At 59.1% G+C, this 18,030-nt stretch carries 14 protein-coding genes and 1 pseudogene; 9 read left to right on the top strand and 6 right to left on the bottom strand.

The features are described from left to right. Window positions 1-32: 32 nt before the first annotated feature. Together C5687_RS10905 and C5687_RS10900 are read right to left on the bottom strand one after the other, a co-directional pair. Window positions 33-2,465 carry a formate C-acetyltransferase/glycerol dehydratase family glycyl radical enzyme gene (locus C5687_RS10905; RefSeq protein ID WP_104556935.1) on the bottom strand — a complete coding sequence of 811 codons (2,433 nt, stop codon included), beginning with the start codon at window positions 2,463-2,465 and terminating at the stop codon, window positions 33-35. Window positions 2,466-2,469: 4 nt separating this feature from the next. Further along, on the bottom strand, window positions 2,470-3,369 hold the full coding sequence (locus tag C5687_RS10900; RefSeq protein ID WP_104556934.1) for a glycyl-radical enzyme activating protein: 900 nt from the start codon (window positions 3,367-3,369) through the stop codon (window positions 2,470-2,472). Window positions 3,370-3,497: 128 nt separating this feature from the next. Between C5687_RS10900 and fsa the strand changes: the two genes are divergently transcribed. Beyond that, window positions 3,498-4,160, top strand: coding sequence for a fructose-6-phosphate aldolase (gene fsa, locus C5687_RS10895; protein WP_047958097.1), 663 nt, complete (start codon window positions 3,498-3,500; stop codon window positions 4,158-4,160). Between the two features lie 99 nt (window positions 4,161-4,259). On the opposite strand, the gene moeB is transcribed toward fsa, so the two are convergent. Together moeB and moeA are read right to left on the bottom strand one after the other, a co-directional pair. Beyond that, window positions 4,260-5,012 carry a molybdopterin-synthase adenylyltransferase MoeB gene (gene moeB / locus C5687_RS10890; protein WP_104556933.1) on the bottom strand — a complete coding sequence of 251 codons (753 nt, stop codon included), beginning with the start codon at window positions 5,010-5,012 and terminating at the stop codon, window positions 4,260-4,262. Window position 5,013: 1 nt separating this feature from the next. After that, the gene (gene moeA, locus C5687_RS10885) at window positions 5,014-6,246 is read right to left on the bottom strand and encodes a molybdopterin molybdotransferase MoeA (RefSeq protein ID WP_104556932.1); all 1,233 of its coding nucleotides are present in this window, start codon (window positions 6,244-6,246) and stop codon (window positions 5,014-5,016) included. Between the two features lie 187 nt (window positions 6,247-6,433). Between moeA and iaaA the strand changes: the two are divergent. From iaaA to gsiD, 5 genes and pseudogenes are all read left to right on the top strand, one after another. Next, window positions 6,434-7,397 (top strand): annotated as a pseudogene (gene iaaA / locus C5687_RS10880) (beta-aspartyl-peptidase). Continuing rightward, window positions 7,384-9,255 (top strand): glutathione ABC transporter ATP-binding protein GsiA, encoded by a 1,872-nt coding sequence (gene gsiA, locus C5687_RS10875; protein WP_095449393.1) that lies wholly within the window; start codon window positions 7,384-7,386, stop codon window positions 9,253-9,255. Before iaaA ends, gsiA begins: the two are co-directional and overlap by 14 nt. Before the next feature lie 23 nt (window positions 9,256-9,278). Further along, window positions 9,279-10,817 (top strand): glutathione ABC transporter substrate-binding protein GsiB, encoded by a 1,539-nt coding sequence (gene gsiB / locus C5687_RS10870; protein WP_025756101.1) that lies wholly within the window; start codon window positions 9,279-9,281, stop codon window positions 10,815-10,817. Window positions 10,818-10,822: 5 nt separating this feature from the next. Then, window positions 10,823-11,743, top strand: a complete 921-nt coding sequence (gene gsiC, locus C5687_RS10865) for a glutathione ABC transporter permease GsiC (RefSeq protein ID WP_025756100.1) — start codon at window positions 10,823-10,825, stop codon at window positions 11,741-11,743. Between the two features lies 1 nt (window position 11,744). Continuing rightward, entirely contained in the window at window positions 11,745-12,656 is a 912-nt protein-coding gene (gsiD, locus tag C5687_RS10860; protein WP_025756099.1) for a glutathione ABC transporter permease GsiD, read from the top strand. Window positions 12,657-12,719: 63 nt separating this feature from the next. On the opposite strand, the gene rimO is transcribed toward gsiD, so the two are convergent. Then, window positions 12,720-14,045, bottom strand: a complete 1,326-nt coding sequence (gene rimO / locus C5687_RS10855) for a 30S ribosomal protein S12 methylthiotransferase RimO (protein ID WP_104556931.1) — start codon at window positions 14,043-14,045, stop codon at window positions 12,720-12,722. 216 nt (window positions 14,046-14,261) lie between these two features. On the opposite strand from rimO, the gene bssR reads away from it, so the two are divergent. Further along, window positions 14,262-14,645 (top strand): biofilm formation regulator BssR, encoded by a 384-nt coding sequence (gene bssR / locus C5687_RS10850; RefSeq protein ID WP_025756097.1) that lies wholly within the window; start codon window positions 14,262-14,264, stop codon window positions 14,643-14,645. A 106-nt stretch (window positions 14,646-14,751) separates the two neighbouring features. After that, the gene (locus C5687_RS10845) at window positions 14,752-15,870 is read left to right on the top strand and encodes a PQQ-dependent sugar dehydrogenase (protein ID WP_104556930.1); all 1,119 of its coding nucleotides are present in this window, start codon (window positions 14,752-14,754) and stop codon (window positions 15,868-15,870) included. Here the strand turns inward: C5687_RS10845 and C5687_RS10840 are convergent, their stop codons facing one another. Then, window positions 15,871-16,497, bottom strand: a complete 627-nt coding sequence (locus C5687_RS10840) for a glutathione S-transferase family protein (protein WP_047958105.1) — start codon at window positions 16,495-16,497, stop codon at window positions 15,871-15,873. 241 nt (window positions 16,498-16,738) lie between these two features. Here C5687_RS10840 and dacC point away from each other — a divergent pair, with 241 nt between their 5' ends. Next, window positions 16,739-17,944 (top strand): serine-type D-Ala-D-Ala carboxypeptidase, encoded by a 1,206-nt coding sequence (gene dacC, locus C5687_RS10835; protein ID WP_032672410.1) that lies wholly within the window; start codon window positions 16,739-16,741, stop codon window positions 17,942-17,944. The last annotated feature ends 86 nt before the right edge of the window (window positions 17,945-18,030 follow it).

Below are 18,030 nucleotides of genomic sequence, written 5' to 3'. Positions count from 1 at the left end.
CCCTCTCCCTCAAGGGAGAGGGGATAGCTCGGTTACAGCGTATGCTCCGTACGCGCAATAATATCGTCCTGCGCATCCGGCGACAGGGCGGTGAAGAACGCCGAGTAGCCCGCCACGCGCACCACCAGGTCACGATACTGGTCAGGGTGTTTTTTCGCTTCCAGCAGCGTTTCGCGGGAAACAATGTTGTACTGAATATGCCAGCCCTTATGCACCTCGAAGAAGGTGCGCAGCAGCACCATCAGCTTCTGGCGGTCGCTGTCGTTTTCCAGCGTTGACGGGTTCAGCTTCTGGTTTAGCAGCACGCCGCCGAGAATCGCTTCGGTCGGCAATTTGCCCACGGAGCCAATGACCGCCGTTGGACCAAGGTGATCGGTACCGGATGCCGGGCTGGCGCCTTCCGCCAGCGGGGTATGGGCTTTTCGTCCGTCCGGGGTGGCCATCGTCGCCGCGCCAAACGGCACGTTAGCGGAAATAGAAGAGGTGCCTGCGTAATAGTTTCCGCCAATCGGGCCGCGGCCGTAACGCGGGTTGTGGTACTGTTTCAGCTCTTCAATGTAGGTCTGGTAGGCACGCGTCAGCAGCATATCCACGCTGTCGTCGTCGTTACCGTATTTCGGCGCACCGTTGATCAGACGCTGACGCAGTTGCTCGTGGGTCAGCCCGTCGAAGTCATCCGCCAGCGCGACCGCCAGCTGCTGCTGACCAATGACGCCCTGCTCGAATACCAGCTTCTTCACCGCCGCCAGGCTGTTGCCGAGGTTGGCGATCCCCACCTGCAGGCCGGAGACCCAGTCATACTTCGCGCCACCCTGCTTGATGCTCTTCGCCCGTTCGATACAGTCGTCCACCAGCGCGGAGCAGAGAATATCGTGGACGTTCTCTTCCAGCATGGTGTCCACCACATATTCAATCTCGATGGATTTGCGGGTGTAGTAGCGGATCTGGGTATCCCACGCCGCCATCACCTCGTCGAAGTTATCGAAGTTACCGGCAGAGAGCGCTTTCTCCTGCGGCAGGAACACTTTCCCGCTGGTGGCGTCCCGGCCGCCTTCCAGCGCCGCCAGCATCACACGGGCGAAGTTGATAAAGCTCATGCCGGTGCAGCGATAGCCCCATTTGCCGCCGACGGCGGTTTCGATGCAGCCAATCGCCGCGTAGTCGTAAGCATCATCGCGCTCAACGCCGAGCTTGATGAATTCCGGGATCACGATTTCATCGTTATTGAATGCCGGCATCCCGAAGCCGCAGCGGATCACCTGCACGCAGGCGTCGAGGAAGTCGTTGCTCATGCCCGCGTGGTAGCGCACGCTCAGGTTAGGCTGGGTGGAGCGCAGACGGCCGCAGGACTCCAGAATCGCGTAAGAGAGCGGGTTGACCGCATCCATCGGCTCACCGTTGACCAGCGTCTGGCCGCCGATGGTGACGTTCTGGTACAGCGGGCTACCGGCAGAGGCTTTCGAGTGCGAGCCGGAACGGATTTTGTTTACTTCCAGCAGCTTCAGCCAGCAGCTGTGCAGCAGTTCGATGGCGTGCTCGCGGTCGAGACTCTGGTTCAGCTCCACGTCGCGGCGGTAGAACGGATAGAGGTACTGGTCCATCCGCGCGAAGGAGACGGAGTGGCCGTTGGACTCAATCTGCAGGATCAGCTGAATGAAGTAGCACAGCTGCAGCGCCTGCCAGAAGGTTTTTGGCGGTTCGTGGGCAATCACGTCGCAGTTTTCCGCCATCGCCAGCAGTTCGTCGCGGCGGCTTTCGCGTGTTTCGCTGGCGGCCATGTCACGCGCCAGATCGGCAAAGCGTTTGATGTGCAGGCTCACTGCCTCCAGCACGATATCAATCGCTTTCAGGAACTGATCGCCGTGCAGGTCTTCCAGCACCGTCAGGTTAATGCGCGAGCGGCGCTCGGCCACTTTGGCGCGCAGGCCGTCGAGACCTTTCTCCAGCACCAGCGGGAAGTTAACGGCCAGGTGCGCATCGCCGGAGGTCATGTTGCCTTCGGCTTTGATGATGCCGGTTTCCAGCAGGCCTTTCTGCTCGTCGGTGAACATGCCGTAGCAGCGATCCTGGACCGTCTGGCCGCGCCACCACGGGCAGATCGCATGCAGAACGCGCTTGTTCTCTTCGCTCACCGCAAAGCCCGCGCCCGGACGGTCGGCCAGATCGTCGATCTCTTTCTCAATCCAGGAAACGGTGTATTCCGGGAAGATCGGCGCGGCGCGCACTTCGCTTGCCTGGTTACCGATGATGAGCTCGTCGTGTTTGATCCAGATGGTGCGCCGGGCCAGGTGATGCGCCAGCGCCAGGGCGCGACGCACCGGGATCGGTTTGTCCATGTGCTGCTGATACATTTCGGTGTAGTGCTGCGCGCGCTCGGTACAGACCGGTGGCTTGACGATATGCACCAGGGCCATTTTGTGCGCCTTAATGCGCTCGCTGAGGGTGTTGAGATTCAGTGTGGTCATAAGTTTATCCTCGTAAGGTCGCGGTTAACCCTTTCTGGCAGGCGTACTGCTGCGCGAAGTCCAGCAGGGCAGGGTTATCCAGCGGTTTGTCAGGGGCAGAGTAGGGTTGGCCGAGCAGGGTGTATTTGTTCATGCCCAGCGTGTGGTATGGCAGAAAATGAATATCGTTGACGCCGAGTTCGTCGGCGGCGAAATTGGTGATGGCGGTAACAGACGCTTCATCGGCGTTAAAGCCCGGGATCAGCGGCACGCGAATGGTCATCTTTTTCCCGGCTGCCGCCAGGCGTTTCAGGTTATCCAGGATCCGTTTCGCTGAGCCGTCCGTCCATTGTTTGAATACCTCGCCATCGACGTGCTTCAGGTCGGCGAGGAACAGATCGACGTACGGTAAAGAGGGCTCGATAAAGTGCCACGGCACGTGCAGGCAGCTTTCAACGGCGGTGTGGATGCCCTGGTCGTGGCTGGCTTTAAACAGCGCAAGTGCCAGATCGGGGTTCATAAACGGCTCGCCGCCGGAAAGCGTAATTCCGCCGCCGCTGCGGTCGTAGAAGGGTTTGTCGCGCAGGACGGTCGCCATGATCTCCCCGACCTGCTGCTCTTCACCGCAGACGGTCAGCGCCTGCGTCGGGCAGCAGTCGGTGAGGGCGTTCAGCGTCTCGTCGTTAAGCTTCTCGCGATGAATGACCAGCCCGTTCAGCGCACGTTCGATGCAGCCCGGCGCCGCCTGCTGGCACAGGTCGCAGCCGTCCAGGCACAGGCGCGCATCAAACAGCACGTCCCGGCTGCGGGAGCGGCTTTCCGGGTTCTGACACCAGCGACAGCCCAGCGAGCAGCCTTTCAGGAACACCACGGTACGAATACCGGGGCCGTCGTGGGTAGAGTAACGCTGAATATTGAAGATCATGTTTTCGCCTCTCATCTTGCATATGAAGATTAAATTACTTTCGAATGAAAGTTATCTTGATGCAGGTCAACTCCTGAGCAGGTTTTGTCGTGATAGGGTAAGTGCAGGCTAATTTTGAGGGTGACATCATGGAACTTTATCTCGACACATCTGACGTTGCGGCGGTGAAAAAGCTGGCGCGTATCTTCCCGCTGGCAGGCGTGACCACTAACCCAAGCATCGTTGCGGCCGGTAAAACGCCGCTGGAGGAGCTGTTGCCAGCCCTGCACGATGCTCTGGGCGGCAAGGGCCGTCTGTTCGCGCAGGTGATGGCGACCACCGCCGAAGGGATGGTGGAAGACGCGCGTAAGCTGCGCGCCATCATTAACGATCTGGTGGTGAAAGTGCCGGTGACCGCAGAAGGGCTGGCAGCCATCAAAATGCTGAAAGCAGAAGGGATCCCGACGCTGGGCACGGCGGTATACGGCGCTGCACAAGGGATGTTGTCCGCGCTTGCGGGGGCTGAGTATGTCGCGCCTTACGTTAACCGCGTGGACGCGCAGGGCGGGGACGGGATCCAGACGGTGGTGGAATTACAGCAGCTGCTGACCCTGCATGCCCCGCAGTCAAAGGTGCTGGCCGCGAGCTTTAAAACCCCGCGTCAGGCGCTGGATTGCCTGCTGGCAGGCTGCAAGTCCATCACGCTGCCGCTGGACGTGGCGCAGCAGTTTATTACCTCTCCGGCCGTGGACGCGGCGATTGTGAAGTTTGAGCAGGACTGGCAGGGGGCATTTGGACGGACGTCGATCTGACGCTGTTGCCGGGTGGCGGCTTCGCCTTACCCGGCCTACGATTTTCTCCCTCTCCCTGTGGGAGAGGGCCGGGGTGAGGGCATCAGGCCGCAGTAGGGTTTAACCTCCGCAAATCTCACATCCCGGATTACGCATCAGCTTCATTTCGCGGAACTGGCAGGTCATTGCGTCGTACATCACGATTTTCCCCGCCGCCGGCGTACCGTAATGCGCCAGCACCTTGATCGCTTCCATCGCCTGTAATGACCCAATCACACCGACCAGCGGCGCCATCACGCCCGCCTCGACGCAGGTGAGCGCGTTCTCGCCAAACAGGCGGCTCATGCAGCGGTAGCAGGGTTCACCGTCCGCGTAAGTGAAGACGCTGATTTGCCCCTCCATGCGGATCGCCGCCCCGGAGACCAGCGGGGTTTTGTGGGCAAAACAGCCCGCGTTTAGCTGATTACGGACGGCGACGTTGTCGGTGCAGTCGAGCACCAGATCGTGCCGGGCAATTTGCGCGGAGAGCGCGTCATCATCCAGCATCGCGTCAAGCAGAGTGAACTGAACGTTGGGGTTAATGCGGGCCAGCGCCACGCGGGCAGAATCCACTTTCGGCTGGCCAACCGTTGCGTCGCTGTGCAGCGTCTGGCGCTGCAGGTTAGACACCGACACGGTATCAAAGTCCAGCAGCGTCATCCTGCCCACACCCGCCGCGGCGAGGTACTGGGCGGCGGCACAGCCCAGACCGCCAAGTCCGACGACCAGCACGCTGGCCGCCTTGAGCGCTTCCTGACCCTCGAAATCAAACCCGCGCAGCACAATCTGGCGGTTGTAGCGCATCATCTCCTGATCGCTCAGCTCCACCGTCATGTCAGCCTCCGAACAACTGGTTAAAGCGCTCCACCTCAACCCATTCGCCCGCTTCCACGTTGCCGCGCTCGCGCTCGAGCACGATAAAGCAGTTGCCCTGGCTGAAGGAGCTGAAAATGTGCGAGCCCTGGTGCCCGGTGGTGCTTACTTCGAGCTCACCGTCCGCGTTGCGCGTCAGGATCCCACGCTGGAAATCGAGACGGCCCGGTGATTTTTTCAGGCGCGTCGCGGCACGCACGCGCAGGCGTTCCGGCAGCGGGTGGGCCCGGTTACCGGAGAGCTTCGCCAGCAGCGGGATCACCAGCTGGTAGAAGGTGAGTGCCGCCGAGACCGGGTTACCCGGCAGGCCGCAGAACCAGCTGTGCCGCAGTTTACCAAAGGCGAACGGTTTGCCCGGTTTGATCGCCAGCTTCCAGAAAGCGATTTCACCCAACTCTTCAAGGATGGTTTTGGTGTAATCCGCCTCGCCCACGGAGACGCCGCCGGAGCTGATGACCACGTCGGCGGTGTTGTCCGCCTCAATAAACGCAGCGCGCAGTTTTTCCGGATCGTCAGGAATAATGCCGAGGTTAATCACCTCGCAGCCCAGCTGCTCCAGCATCAGGTGTACCGCCAGACGGTTGGTGTCGTAAATCTGTCCGTCCTGCAGCGGCTGGCCCGGAAGCTGCAGTTCGTCGCCCGTCGAGAATACGGCGACGCGCACTTTACGGATAACCTCGATCTCCGCGATGCCGAGGGAGGCCAGCACCGGCAGTTCACCCGCCGTCAGCTTCTGTCCGGCGGCAAAGACCGTCGCGCCAAGGGCAATATCCTCGCCGGTGCGGCGAATGTTCTGGCCCGCTTTGACGCTGGCGGTAAACCGTATGCCGTCATCCGTCTGCTCGGTCTCTTCCTGCATCACCACGGCGTCGCAGCCTGCCGGCACCGGTGCACCTGTCATGATGCGCACGCAGGTGCCCGCAGGCCATTCACCGTTAAATGGCTGTCCGGCAAATGCTTTACCCGCCACCGGCAGCGCCTGAGCGGCCTGGAGATCCGCCAGGCGTACCGCATAACCGTCCATCGCGGAATTATCGAACCCTGGCACGTTAAGCGGGGAGACGATATCGCGTGCGGCAATACGGCCAAAACAGCGCACCAGGGGCAGCGTTTCAACGTCCTGTAGCGGGGAAACTCGGTCAAGCATCTGCGTGAGTGCCGTCTCAAGCGACATTAGTCCGGCGGTAAAATCCATGGTGGGCTCCTGCACAGTAACAACGAAAGCGGCCATTATGGCAGAAAAGTGCCACTAACAGTATGACCCGGAGGTGTACGCTTTACATCACAGTTGCGTCTTTCTATATTCAAAAATCATCTGAAGTTTCATTGACGATAATGATATTTATAGAAAAAGCCGCAAATCAGGCTAACGGGTGATGTGAATGGGTAATGCGGTAATCGCAATTCATGGCGGCGCCGGGGCTATCACCCGTGCACAGCTCAGTCCTGAGGATGAAAAGCGCTACATTGACGCGCTGTACGCCATTGTGGAAACGGGCCAGAAAATGCTGGAAGCGGGCGAAAGCGCGCTGGACGTGGTCACCGAGGCGGTACGCCTGCTGGAGGAGTGTCCGTTATTTAATGCCGGGATCGGCTCGGTCTTTACCCGGGACGAAACCCACGAGCTGGATGCCTGCGTGATGGACGGCATCACCCTGAAAGCGGGGGCCGTGGCGGGCGTCAGTCGCCTGCGTAATCCGGTGCTGGCGGCGCGTCTGGTGATGGAAGAGAGCCCCCATGTGCTGCTGACCGGTGCCGGGGCGGAGGCGTTCGCCTTCGGGCACGGGATGGAACAGGTATCGCCCGATCTCTTTTCTACCGAGGCGCGCTACCAGCAGCTGCTTGAAGCGCGTTCGGCGGGCATGACGCAGCTTGACCATGCTGCGCCGCTGGATGAAACCACCAAAATGGGCACGGTCGGCGCGGTGGCGCTCGATAAGGCCGGAAACCTCGCGGCGGCGACGTCAACGGGAGGGATGACCAACAAGCTGCCTGGACGCGTCGGCGACAGCCCGCTGCCCGGTGCCGGCTGCTATGCCAATAACGCCACGGCGGCGGTGTCCTGTACCGGCACCGGGGAAGTCTTTATTCGTGCCCTCGCGGCCTATGACATCACCGCGCTGATGGATTATGGCGGGCTAAGCCTGAGCGAGGCCTGCGAGCGCGTGGTGATGGAAAAGTTGCCCGCGCTGGGCGGCATCGGCGGGCTGATTGCCGTGGATCGTGAGGGCAACGTGGCCCTGCCGTTCAACAGCGAAGGGATGTACCGCGCCTGGGGTTATGCCGGTGATGAACCGAGCACGGGGATCTATCGTGAATAAGGGGGCAACGCGTGCCGCACAGTGACGAGCTGGACAACCGCGAAGTGCTGGCTGTCCATCAGTTGAATATTGCGTTTCAGGAAGAGCGGCAGTTCATCCCCGCAGTACAGAATTTATCCTTCTCGCTCAAACGCGGCGAGACGCTGGCGATTGTTGGCGAGTCCGGCTCCGGTAAATCGGTCACCGCGCTGGCGCTGATGCGTCTGCTGGAGCAGACGGGCGGGCAAATCAGCAGCGAGAAAATGCTCCTGCGCCGCCGTAACCGTCAGGTCATTGATATAAACGATCTGAGCAGTGCGCAGATGCAGGGCGTGCGCGGGGCGGATATTGCCATGATTTTCCAGGAGCCGATGACCTCGCTCAATCCGGTGTTCCCGGTGGGGGAACAAATTGCCGAGTCCATCCGCCTGCATCAGGGGCTCGGCGGCGATGAGGCGCTCAGTGAAGCCAGACGGATGCTTGAGCTGGTGCGCATTCCGGAAGCGCAGGCTATTCTTGGCCGCTACCCGCATCAGCTCTCTGGCGGCATGCGCCAGCGGGTGATGATTGCCATGGCGCTCTCCTGCCGTCCTGCGGTACTGATCGCCGATGAGCCGACGACGGCGCTGGACGTGACGATTCAGGCGCAGATCCTGCAGCTCATTAAAGTGCTGCAGCAGGAGATGGAGATGGGGGTGATATTCATTACCCACGATATGGGCGTGGTCGCCGATATCGCCGATCGGGTGCTGGTGATGCACAAGGGCTGCGGAGTAGAAACCGGCACAGTTGAGCAGATTTTTCACGCGCCCGTTCATCCTTATACCAAAGCGTTGCTGGCGGCGGTCCCGCGTCTTGGCGCCATGAACGGCCGCGATTTGCCGCGCCGCTTCCCGCTGATTTCCCTCGATGCGACAGGGCCGGAGGAGGAGGAACGCGAGCAGGATACCGTGGTGCCGGGTAAGCCCATTCTGGAGGTGCGTAATCTGGTCACCCGTTTCCCGCTGCGCAGCGGCGTGTTGAATCGCGTGAAGCGCGAAGTGCACGCGGTGGAAAACGTCAGTTTTGATTTGTGGCCTGGCGAAACGCTGGCGCTGGTGGGGGAGTCCGGCTGCGGTAAATCTACCACCGGGCGCGCGTTGCTCCGTCTGGTGGAATCGCAGGAAGGGAGCATTACCTTTAACGGCGAGCGCATTGATACCCTGCCCGACAGCAGGCTGCAGGCGGTGCGGCGGGATATTCAGTTTATTTTCCAGGATCCGTATGCCTCGCTCGACCCGCGCCACACGGTGGGGTACTCGATCATGGAGCCGCTGCGGGTACATAACCTGCTGGACGGCGACGCGGCACAGCGTCGCGTGGCCTGGTTGCTGGAGCGCGTTGGCCTGAAGCCGGAACATGCCTGGCGTTACCCGCATGAGTTTTCCGGCGGGCAGCGCCAGCGGATCTGCATTGCCCGCGCGCTGGCGCTGAACCCGAAAGTAGTGATTGCCGATGAGTCCGTTTCGGCGCTGGATGTCTCTATTCGGGCGCAGATCATTAACCTGCTGCTCGATTTACAGCGGGATATGGGCATCGCTTTTCTGTTTATTTCGCACGATATGGCGGTGGTTGAGCGCATCAGCCATCGCGTGGCGGTGATGTTTATGGGGCAGATCGTCGAGATCGGCCCGCGACGAGCGGTGTTTGAAAACCCGCAGCATCCGTATACCCGCAAGCTCATTGCGGCGGTCCCGGTCGCCGATCCGGCGCATCGTCACGGCCAGCGCGTGCTGCTGCAGGATGAAATGCCGAGCAATATTCGTAAACGCGGCGAGGTCGTGGAACGTGTCACGCTGCGCGAAGTGGGTCCGGGTCATTTCGTCGCTCCCCCGCGTCAGGCAAATGCTTTCTCGCGGTTATAACTTACAACAGGCAGGAGAACACAATGGTTACATTTGTAGCGCGTAAATGGTTGTTAGCCGCGAGCGTGACGGCAGCCCTGGCCGCTGCCCCCGCGTTCGCTGCCAAAGATGTGGTGGTTGCCGTCGGCTCTAATTTCACCACCCTGGATCCGTATGATGCCAACGACACGCTGTCGCAGGCGGTGGCGAAATCGTTTTATCAGGGACTCTTTGGCCTGGATAAAGAGATGAAGCTGAAAAATGTGCTGGCGGAGGGCTACACGGTCTCCGATGACGGGCTGGTGTATACCATCAGGCTCAGAACCGGGGTCAAGTTCCAGGACGGTACCGATTTCAATGCAGAGGCGGTGAAGGTTAACCTCGACCGCGCCAGCAACCCGGAAAATAGCCTCAAGCGCTATAACCTCTATAAAAACATCGCCAAAACCGAGGTGGTTGACCCGGCGACGGTAAAAATCACCCTGAAAGAGCCGTTCTCCGCGTTTATCAACATTCTGGCACATCCGGCAACGGCAATGATCTCGCCCGCCGCGCTGAAAAAATACGGGAAAGAGATCGGTTTCCATCCGGTGGGTACCGGCCCGTATGAACTGGTGACCTGGAACCAGACCGACTTTGTGAAGGTGAAAAAATTTAGCGGCTACTGGCAGCAGGGGCTGCCGAAGCTGGACACCATCACCTGGCGTCCGGTAGTGGACAACAACACCCGCGCGGCGATGCTGCAAACCGGTGAAGCGCAGTTTGCCTTCCCGATCCCCTATGAGCAGGCCGCGATTTTGCAGAAAAACAGCAAGCTGGAGCTGGTCGCCAGCCCGTCGATCATGCAGCGCTACATCAGCATGAACGTGACGCAAAAGCCGTTTGATAACCCGAAGGTGCGTGAGGCCATCAACTACGCCATTAACCGCCAGGCGCTGGTGAAGGTCGCTTTTGCCGGTTATGCCACCCCGGCCACCGGCGTGCTGCCGCCAGCGATTGCCTATGCCCAGAGCTATCAGCCGTGGCCGTACGATCCGGCTAAAGCGCGCGAGCTGCTGAAAGAGGCGGGCTTCCCGAACGGATTTAGCACCACGCTGTGGTCGTCGCACAATCACAGTACCGCGCAGAAAGTACTGCAATTCACCCAGCAGCAGCTGGCGCAGGTGGGGATTAAGGCGCAGGTCACTGCCATGGATGCCGGGCAGCGTGCGGCTGAAGTCGAGGGGAAAGGGCAGAAAGAGAGCGGCGTGCGGATGTTCTACACCGGCTGGTCGGCCTCGACCGGTGAAGCTGACTGGGCGCTATCTCCGCTGTTTGCTTCGCAGAACTGGCCGCCAACCCTGTTCAATACCGCGTTCTACAGTAACCCGCAGGTCGACAAAGACCTTGCCGATGCGCTGAAAACCACCAAGCCGGAAGAGAAAGCACGCCTCTACAAAGACGCGCAGGATATCATCTGGAAAGAGTCACCGTGGGTGCCGCTGGTGGTGGAGAAACTGGTGTCAGCCCATAACAAAGCGTTGACCGGGTTCTACATCATGCCGGACACCGGCTTTAGCTTTGACGATGCGGATTTAAAATAAACCTCATGCTGAATTATGTTTGTAAACGCCTGCTGGGGCTTATTCCGACGCTGCTGATCGTGGCGGTACTGGTGTTTTTGTTTGTTCATCTGCTGCCGGGCGATCCGGCGCGCCTGATTGCCGGGCCCGAAGCGGACGCGACGGTGATAGAGCTGGTGCGTAAGCAGCTGGGCCTCGACCAGCCGCTGTATATGCAGTTTCTGCACTACATTGGCAACGTGTTGCAGGGCGACTTTGGCATCTCGATGGTGTCGCGACGTCCGGTGTCGGAGGAGATAGCCAGCCGCTTTATGCCGACGTTCTGGTTGACGATTGCCAGTATGAGCTGGGCGGTGGTGTTTGGCCTCTGCGCCGGGATTGTCGCGGCCGTCTGGCGAAACCGCTGGCCGGACAAGCTCGGGATGGCGCTGGCGGTGACTGGTATCTCCTTCCCGGCGTTCGCGCTGGGGATGCTGCTGATGCAGATCTTCTCGGTTGAGTTAGGCTGGCTGCCGACCGTCGGGGCCGACACCTGGCAGCATTACATTCTGCCCTCCATGACGCTGGGGGCTGCCGTGTCGGCGGTGATGGCCCGCTTTACCCGCGCCTCGTTCGTTGACGTCCTGAGCGAAGATTATATTCGTACCGCCCGGGCGAAAGGGGTCAGCGAGAAGTGGGTCATTCTCAAGCACGGGTTCCGCAATGCGATGATCCCGGTGGTGACGATGATGGGGCTACAGTTTGGCTTCCTGCTGGGCGGCTCTATTGTGGTGGAAAAGGTCTTCAACTGGCCGGGGCTGGGACGCCTGCTGGTCGATTCCGTTGAGATGCGCGACTATCCGGTTATACAGGCGGAAGTCCTGCTGTTCTCGCTGGAATTTATCCTTATCAACTTAGTGGTGGATGTGCTCTACGCTGCCATTAACCCGGCCATCAGGTATAAGTAAGATGCGATTGTTGAACTGGCGACGCCAGGCCGTTTTAGACGCTATGCCGGGGCTTAAACCGGAACATATCCGCACGCCGTGGTCTGAATTCTGGCGGCGTTTTCGTCGTCAGCCGGTCGCGATGGCGGCGGGGCTGTTTGTGCTGCTGCTGATTGCGGTGGCGATCGTTGCGCCGTGGGTGGCGCCGTTTGATGCGGAAAACTATTTTGACTACGACCGTCTGAACGACGGCCCCTCCCTGATGCACTGGTTTGGCGTGGACTCCCTTGGGCGCGATATCTTTAGCCGCGTGCTGGTCGGGGCGCAGATCTCCCTTGCCGCCGGGGTTTTCGCGGTGCTGATTGGCGCGGCCATCGGTACCGTGCTGGGGCTCGTCGCCGGGTATTATGAAGGCTGGTGGGACCGCATCATCATGCGCATCTGTGACGTGCTGTTTGCCTTCCCCGGCATCCTGCTGGCGATTGCCGTGGTGGCGATCATGGGCAGCGGTATGGCCAACGTCATCATTGCGGTCGCGGTGTTTTCGATTCCGGCGTTTGCGCGCCTGGTGCGCGGCAACACGCTGGTACTGAAACAGCAGACGTTTATCGAATCCGCCCGCAGTATGGGGGCCAGCGATGCTACCATCCTCTTCAGCCATATTTTGCCGGGGACGGTGTCGTCCATCGTGGTCTATTTCACCATGCGTATCGGCGTGTCGATTATCTCGGCGGCCAGCCTGTCGTTTCTGGGATTAGGTGCGCAGCCGCCGACCCCGGAGTGGGGGGCGATGCTCAACGAGGCGAGGGCGGATATGGTGATTGCGCCGCACGTGGCGATCTTCCCGAGCCTGGCGATATTCCTGACCGTGCTGGCGTTTAACCTGCTGGGTGACGGGCTGCGCGACGCGCTGGATCCGAGGATAAAGGGATAGGGCAGTAGAATGTGCCGGGTGGCGGCGACGCCTTACCCGGCCTACAAAAGCGGAGTGGGAAGATTAAACCCGGCTACCCCACAGGTCATACTCGTCCGCGTTTTCGACCTTCACGCGAATAATATCACCCGGCTTAACGTTGGTTTCGCCATTGAGGTACACCGCGCCGTCGATTTCAGGGGCGTCCGCCATGCTGCGGCCAATCGCGCCTTCTTCGTCCACTTCATCGATAATGACCAGAATTTCGCGACCCACTTTCTCCTGCAGGCGTTCAGCAGAGATCTGCTGTTGTAGCTGCATAAAGCGGTTCCAGCGCTCCTCTTTCACCTCTTCCGGCACCTGGTCCGCCAGCTCGTTGGCGGTTGCGCCTTCTACCGGGCTGTACTTGAAGCAGCCGACGCGGTCCAGACGCGCTTCTTTCAGGAAGTCGAGCAGCATCTGGAAATCTTCTTCGGTTTCACCCGGGAAGCCAACGATGAAGGTGGAGCGCAGGGTCAGATCCGGGCAGATCTCACGCCACTGCTTGATGCGCGCCAGCTGACGGTCAACGGAGCCAGGACGTTTCATCAGCTTCAGGATCCGCGGGCTGGCGTGCTGCAGTGGGATGTCCAGATACGGCAGAATTTTGCCTTGCGCCATCAGCGGGATCACGTCGTCAACGTGCGGGTACGGGTAAACGTAGTGCAGACGCGTCCAGATACCGAGTTTAGACAGCTGCTCGCACAGGCCCACCATGCTGGTTTTCACCGGCTCGCCGTTGTGGAAGCCGGAGCGGTGTTTGACGTCCACGCCGTAAGCCGAGGTATCCTGGGAGATGACCAGCAGCTCCTTCACGCCCGCGTCGGCCAGACGTTTCGCTTCCGCCAGCACTTCGCCAATCGGACGGCTCACCAGATCGCCACGCATTGACGGGATGATGCAGAAGGTGCAGCGATGGTTGCAGCCTTCGGAAATTTTCAGGTACGCGTAGTGGCGCGGCGTCAGCTTCACGCCCTGCTCCGGCACGAGGCTCAGGAACGGGTTGTGCTTGGGTTTTGGCACGTAGTGATGAACATGTTGCAGCACCTGCTCGTAGCTGTGCGGGCCGGTGATCTCCAGCACCTTCGGGTGCACTTCGCGGATCTGGTCTTCTTTCGCGCCCAGACAGCCGGTCACGATCACTTTGCCGTTTTCGGTCAGGGCTTCACCGATGGCTTCCAGTGACTCCTGAACCGCGCTGTCGATAAACCCGCAGGTGTTAACGATCACCATATCGGCGTTGTCGTAGCTTGGCACCACGTCATAGCCCTCGGTGCGCAGTTCGGTCAGGATGCGTTCTGAATCCACCAGGTTTTTCGGGCAGCCCAGGGAGACGAAGCCGATTTTCGGCTGGTGCGTAACATTGCTCATAGGTTAAAAATTCATCAATTATGGAGTTATCAGGGCGGGATTTTACAGCGTATCGCGGGGGATTTATACACTCTTTGCAAGGCGGATGCGCCGGGGAGACGTTGTAACATTGTAAATAATGTTAATCAGTTAATAAAAATTGATCCCAGGCATTAAACTGTACAAAAAATGAACTTATCCTGACTATGCACAATGGCTGACAGAGGAGGAAAGAGCATGACCGTTGACAGACTAAAACGCGATCTGCTGAATAAGCTGATCAACGCCCGAATCGACCTGGCCGCGTACCTGCAGTTGAGGAAGGCAAAAGGGTATATGTCAGTCAGCGAAAGCGAACATCTGCGTGATAACCTGTTTGAACTTTGCAATTTCATGCGTGAAAAAGCACCGACCCTGAAGGCGAATTACGGCGAAAGCGAGCTTATCGCACTGCGCCGCGCCGCCGAGGTGCTCTCCATTGCAGGGGTGTGTCTGATGAACGGACGCCACGACTGCCCGAATTTTATCGCCGTAAACGCAGAGAAGCTTGAAAACTGCCTGACAACGCTCTCTCTATGCATCATGTGCCTGAACAAGCACGAACAGCTTGAACAGCACTGATCCAGGGGGAGGCAACTCCCCCTTCTGATTAAGCTTTTGTAAAAGTGGTAACGCGCCCGGACGCAGTGGCTAACCTTTATGCCATATGCCGATAAAGGAGCGCGTTATGCCTCGATCCTCGCTGATTTTCCTGCCTGCGTTGTTTATTCCCTTTTCGCTGCTTGCTGCGCCAGAGGCGGTCAGGGTTGAGGTGCTGCAAAACAGACTCGATCATCCCTGGTCTCTGGCGTTTCTGCCGGACAATAACGGGCTGCTGGTGACCCTGAAGGGCGGCCAGCTTAAACACTGGCAGGCCGGGAAAGGGCTTTCCGATCCGATCGTCGGTGTACCTAAGGTTTGGGCAAACGGGCAGGGCGGATTGCTGGATGTCGTCCTCGCCCCGGATTTTAAACAATCACGCCGCATCTGGCTCAGCTACGCCGAAGCGGGACAGGACGGCAAAGCCGGAACGGCAGTAGGCTATGGTCGTTTAAGTGACGATCTGACGCGCATTGAGGCTTTCCAGGTGGTGTTCCGCCAGACGCCGAAACTCTCTACCGGTAACCATTTTGGTGGCCGACTGGTGTTCGACGGCAAAGGCTATCTCTTTATCGGACTCGGCGAGAACAACCAGCGCCCGACGGCGCAGGATCTGGACAAGCTACAGGGTAAAGTCGTGCGTCTGACGGAGGACGGAAACGTGCCGCCGGATAACCCGTTTGTGCGTACGCCCGGCGCGAGGCCGGAAATCTGGTCTTACGGCATTCGTAATCCGCAGGGAATGGCGATGAACCCCTGGAGCGATACGCTGTGGCTGAACGAGCACGGTCCGCGCGGCGGGGACGAGATCAACATTCCCGAGAAAGGCAAAAACTACGGCTGGCCGCTGGCGACGCACGGTATCAACTACAGCGGGCTGAAAATTCCGGAAGCCAAAGGCGAGCACGTTGAGGGGACCGAAAAACCCCTGTTTGTCTGGAAAGTTTCACCGGCGGTAAGCGGCATGGCGTTTTACAACAGCGAGGTTTTCCCGCAGTGGAAAAACAAGCTGTTTATTGGCGCGCTGAAGGAGAAGGACGTGATCGTGCTCAGCGTGAAGGGGAACAAGGTCACGGAGGACGGACGCATTCTGGGCGACCGGGATCAACGTATTCGTGATGTGCGGGTGGGGCCGGATGGATATCTGTATGTCCTGACCGATGAGACGGACGGGCAGCTGTTAAAAGTCAGCCCGTCCGGGACGTGATCAGGTGACCGGAATCATCACAACGTTACGGTAAGCCGGACGATCGCTCAGCTGTTTAAGCCAGCGCTCCAGGTGCGGGCGCGGCGTCCACTTCAGACCCATGTTGGTCAGGTTCCAGACGAACGGCGCCACGGCGATATCGCCTGTGCCGAACGCATCACCGGAGAACCACGGGTGCTTCGCCAGTTCGTCATCCATCATCGCAAACAGATTTTCGCAGGCATCCTGCGCGGCATGAATGGCGGGATAGTCGCGTTCAGCTTCCGGGGTGCGGATAAGCCCCATCAGGATCACCCGGTGGGTTGGTGAAAGCGTCTGGTTCGCCCAGTCCATCCACTTTTCCCCTTGCGCGCGGCGGGCCGGGTTTTCGACCCACAGACGACCCTGTCCGTACTGGGCAGCCAGGTAACGCACAATGGTGTTAGATTCCCACAGCGTGGCGTCTGTTTCGTCATCGCGCAGCAGCGGCACCAGGCCATTCGGGTTCATGGCCAGGTAGTCGGCCTCTTTATTCACGCCAAACGACATCCCGGCCATGATTTGATTGAACGGTAAATCCAGCTCTTCCAGCGTCCAGAGCACTTTCTTAACGTTGGTCGAATTATTTCTGCCCCACAGCGTAATCATATTTACTCCCGATGAGATGTGAATCCGAATCAGCTTTTGGTCATGGTGAGATAAACCTAACAATTACGCAACAGAAGAGAAAAAAATCGCCTGAATCAAAGCGTATCTGAATGTTATTGCATAAACTTTAATAACTTTACCCTCGTTGGGTTTCTTTAACGGTTTTAGTGCGCTATTACTCATCGCTTCTTGCGACACGGTGATGTGACGTAATTTTTGAATGGACACTCGGGTGGCATTTATGACGCGAAAAATGACTTCTCTGCGCAGCCTGGCGGCAGGCTCTGCGCTCCTTTTCCTGTTTGCACCAACGCTCTACGCAGCCGAACAGTCTGCGCCCGAAGCGCCGCCTGTGGATGCGCGCGCCTGGATCCTGATGGACTATGCCAGCGGTAAAGTGCTGGCGGAAGGCAATGCGGATGAGAAACTCGATCCGGCAAGCCTGACCAAAATCATGACCAGCTATGTGGTCGGCCAGGCGTTAAAAGCGGGCAAGATCAAGCTGGACGATATGGTCACCATCGGGAAGGACGCCTGGGCGACCGGCAACCCGGCGCTTCGCGGATCGTCGGTAATGTTCCTGAAGCCGGGCGATCAGGTTTCCGTATCGGATTTGAATAAAGGGGTGATTATCCAGTCCGGTAACGACGCCTGTATCGCGCTGGCGGACTACGTTGCGGGTAGTCAGGACTCGTTTATCGGTCTGATGAACGGTTACGCGCAAAAGCTGGGCCTGACCAACACCACCTTTAAAACCGTTCACGGCCTCGATGCGCCGGGCCAGTTCAGCACCGCCCGCGACATGGCGCTGCTGGGGAAAGCGCTGATCCATGACGTGCCGGATGAATATGCCATCCATAAAGAGAAAGAGTTTACCTTCAACAAAATCCGTCAGCCGAACCGCAACCGCCTGCTGTGGAGCAGCAACGTCAATGTCGACGGGATGAAAACCGGCACCACGGCCGGGGCGGGTTACAACCTGGTGGCCTCTGCGACCCAGGGCGATATGCGCCTGATCTCGGTCGTTCTGGGGACCAAAACCGACCGTATCCGCTTTAACGAATCCGAAAAACTGCTGACCTGGGGCTTCCGCTTCTATGAAACCGTGACGCCGATAAAACCGGATGCCACGTTCGTCAGCCAGCGTGTCTGGTTTGGTGACAAGAGTGAAGTGAACCTGGGCGCGGGTGAAGCGGGTTCAGTGACCATTCCGCGCGGTCAGCTGAAAAACCTGAAGGCCAGCTACACCCTCACCGACCCGCAGCTCACGGCTCCGCTGAAAAAGGGCCAGGTGGTCGGGACGATTGATTTCCAGCTCAACGGGAAGTCGATTGAACAGCGTCCGCTGATTGTGATGGAAGCGGTAGAAGAGGGCGGCTTCTTCAGCCGGATGTGGGATTTCGTGATGATGAAATTCCATAGCTGGTTTGGAAGCTGGTTTAGCTAATTTTTTGCCGGGTGGCGCTGCGCTTACCCGGCCTACGTTTTTCTCCCTCTCCCTGTGGGCTGAGGAATCCCCAGTAATTTTTTTAC

It is taken from the genome of Enterobacter sichuanensis, from assembly GCF_002939185.1.
Lineage (GTDB): Bacteria > Pseudomonadota > Gammaproteobacteria > Enterobacterales > Enterobacteriaceae > Enterobacter > Enterobacter sichuanensis.
Note: the sequence above shows the minus strand (reverse complement) of the source record. Positions and strands in the feature narration are given on the sequence as shown.

Coding starts and splice junctions, on each gene's coding strand:
- fsa (WP_047958097.1), top strand. CDS start 3,498: ATGGAACTTTATCTCGACACATCTGACGTTGCGGCGGTGAAAAAGCTG.
- moeB (WP_104556933.1), bottom strand. CDS start 5,012: ATGACGGTGGAGCTGAGCGATCAGGAGATGATGCGCTACAACCGCCAG.
- gsiB (WP_025756101.1), top strand. CDS start 9,279: ATGGTTACATTTGTAGCGCGTAAATGGTTGTTAGCCGCGAGCGTGACG.
- C5687_RS10900 (WP_104556934.1), bottom strand. CDS start 3,369: ATGATCTTCAATATTCAGCGTTACTCTACCCACGACGGCCCCGGTATT.
- moeA (WP_104556932.1), bottom strand. CDS start 6,246: ATGGATTTTACCGCCGGACTAATGTCGCTTGAGACGGCACTCACGCAG.
- C5687_RS10840 (WP_047958105.1), bottom strand. CDS start 16,497: ATGATTACGCTGTGGGGCAGAAATAATTCGACCAACGTTAAGAAAGTG.
- dacC (WP_032672410.1), top strand. CDS start 16,739: ATGACGCGAAAAATGACTTCTCTGCGCAGCCTGGCGGCAGGCTCTGCG.
- bssR (WP_025756097.1), top strand. CDS start 14,262: ATGACCGTTGACAGACTAAAACGCGATCTGCTGAATAAGCTGATCAAC.
- rimO (WP_104556931.1), bottom strand. CDS start 14,045: ATGAGCAATGTTACGCACCAGCCGAAAATCGGCTTCGTCTCCCTGGGC.
- gsiD (WP_025756099.1), top strand. CDS start 11,745: ATGCGATTGTTGAACTGGCGACGCCAGGCCGTTTTAGACGCTATGCCG.
- C5687_RS10905 (WP_104556935.1), bottom strand. CDS start 2,465: ATGACCACACTGAATCTCAACACCCTCAGCGAGCGCATTAAGGCGCAC.
- gsiC (WP_025756100.1), top strand. CDS start 10,823: ATGCTGAATTATGTTTGTAAACGCCTGCTGGGGCTTATTCCGACGCTG.
- C5687_RS10845 (WP_104556930.1), top strand. CDS start 14,752: ATGCCTCGATCCTCGCTGATTTTCCTGCCTGCGTTGTTTATTCCCTTT.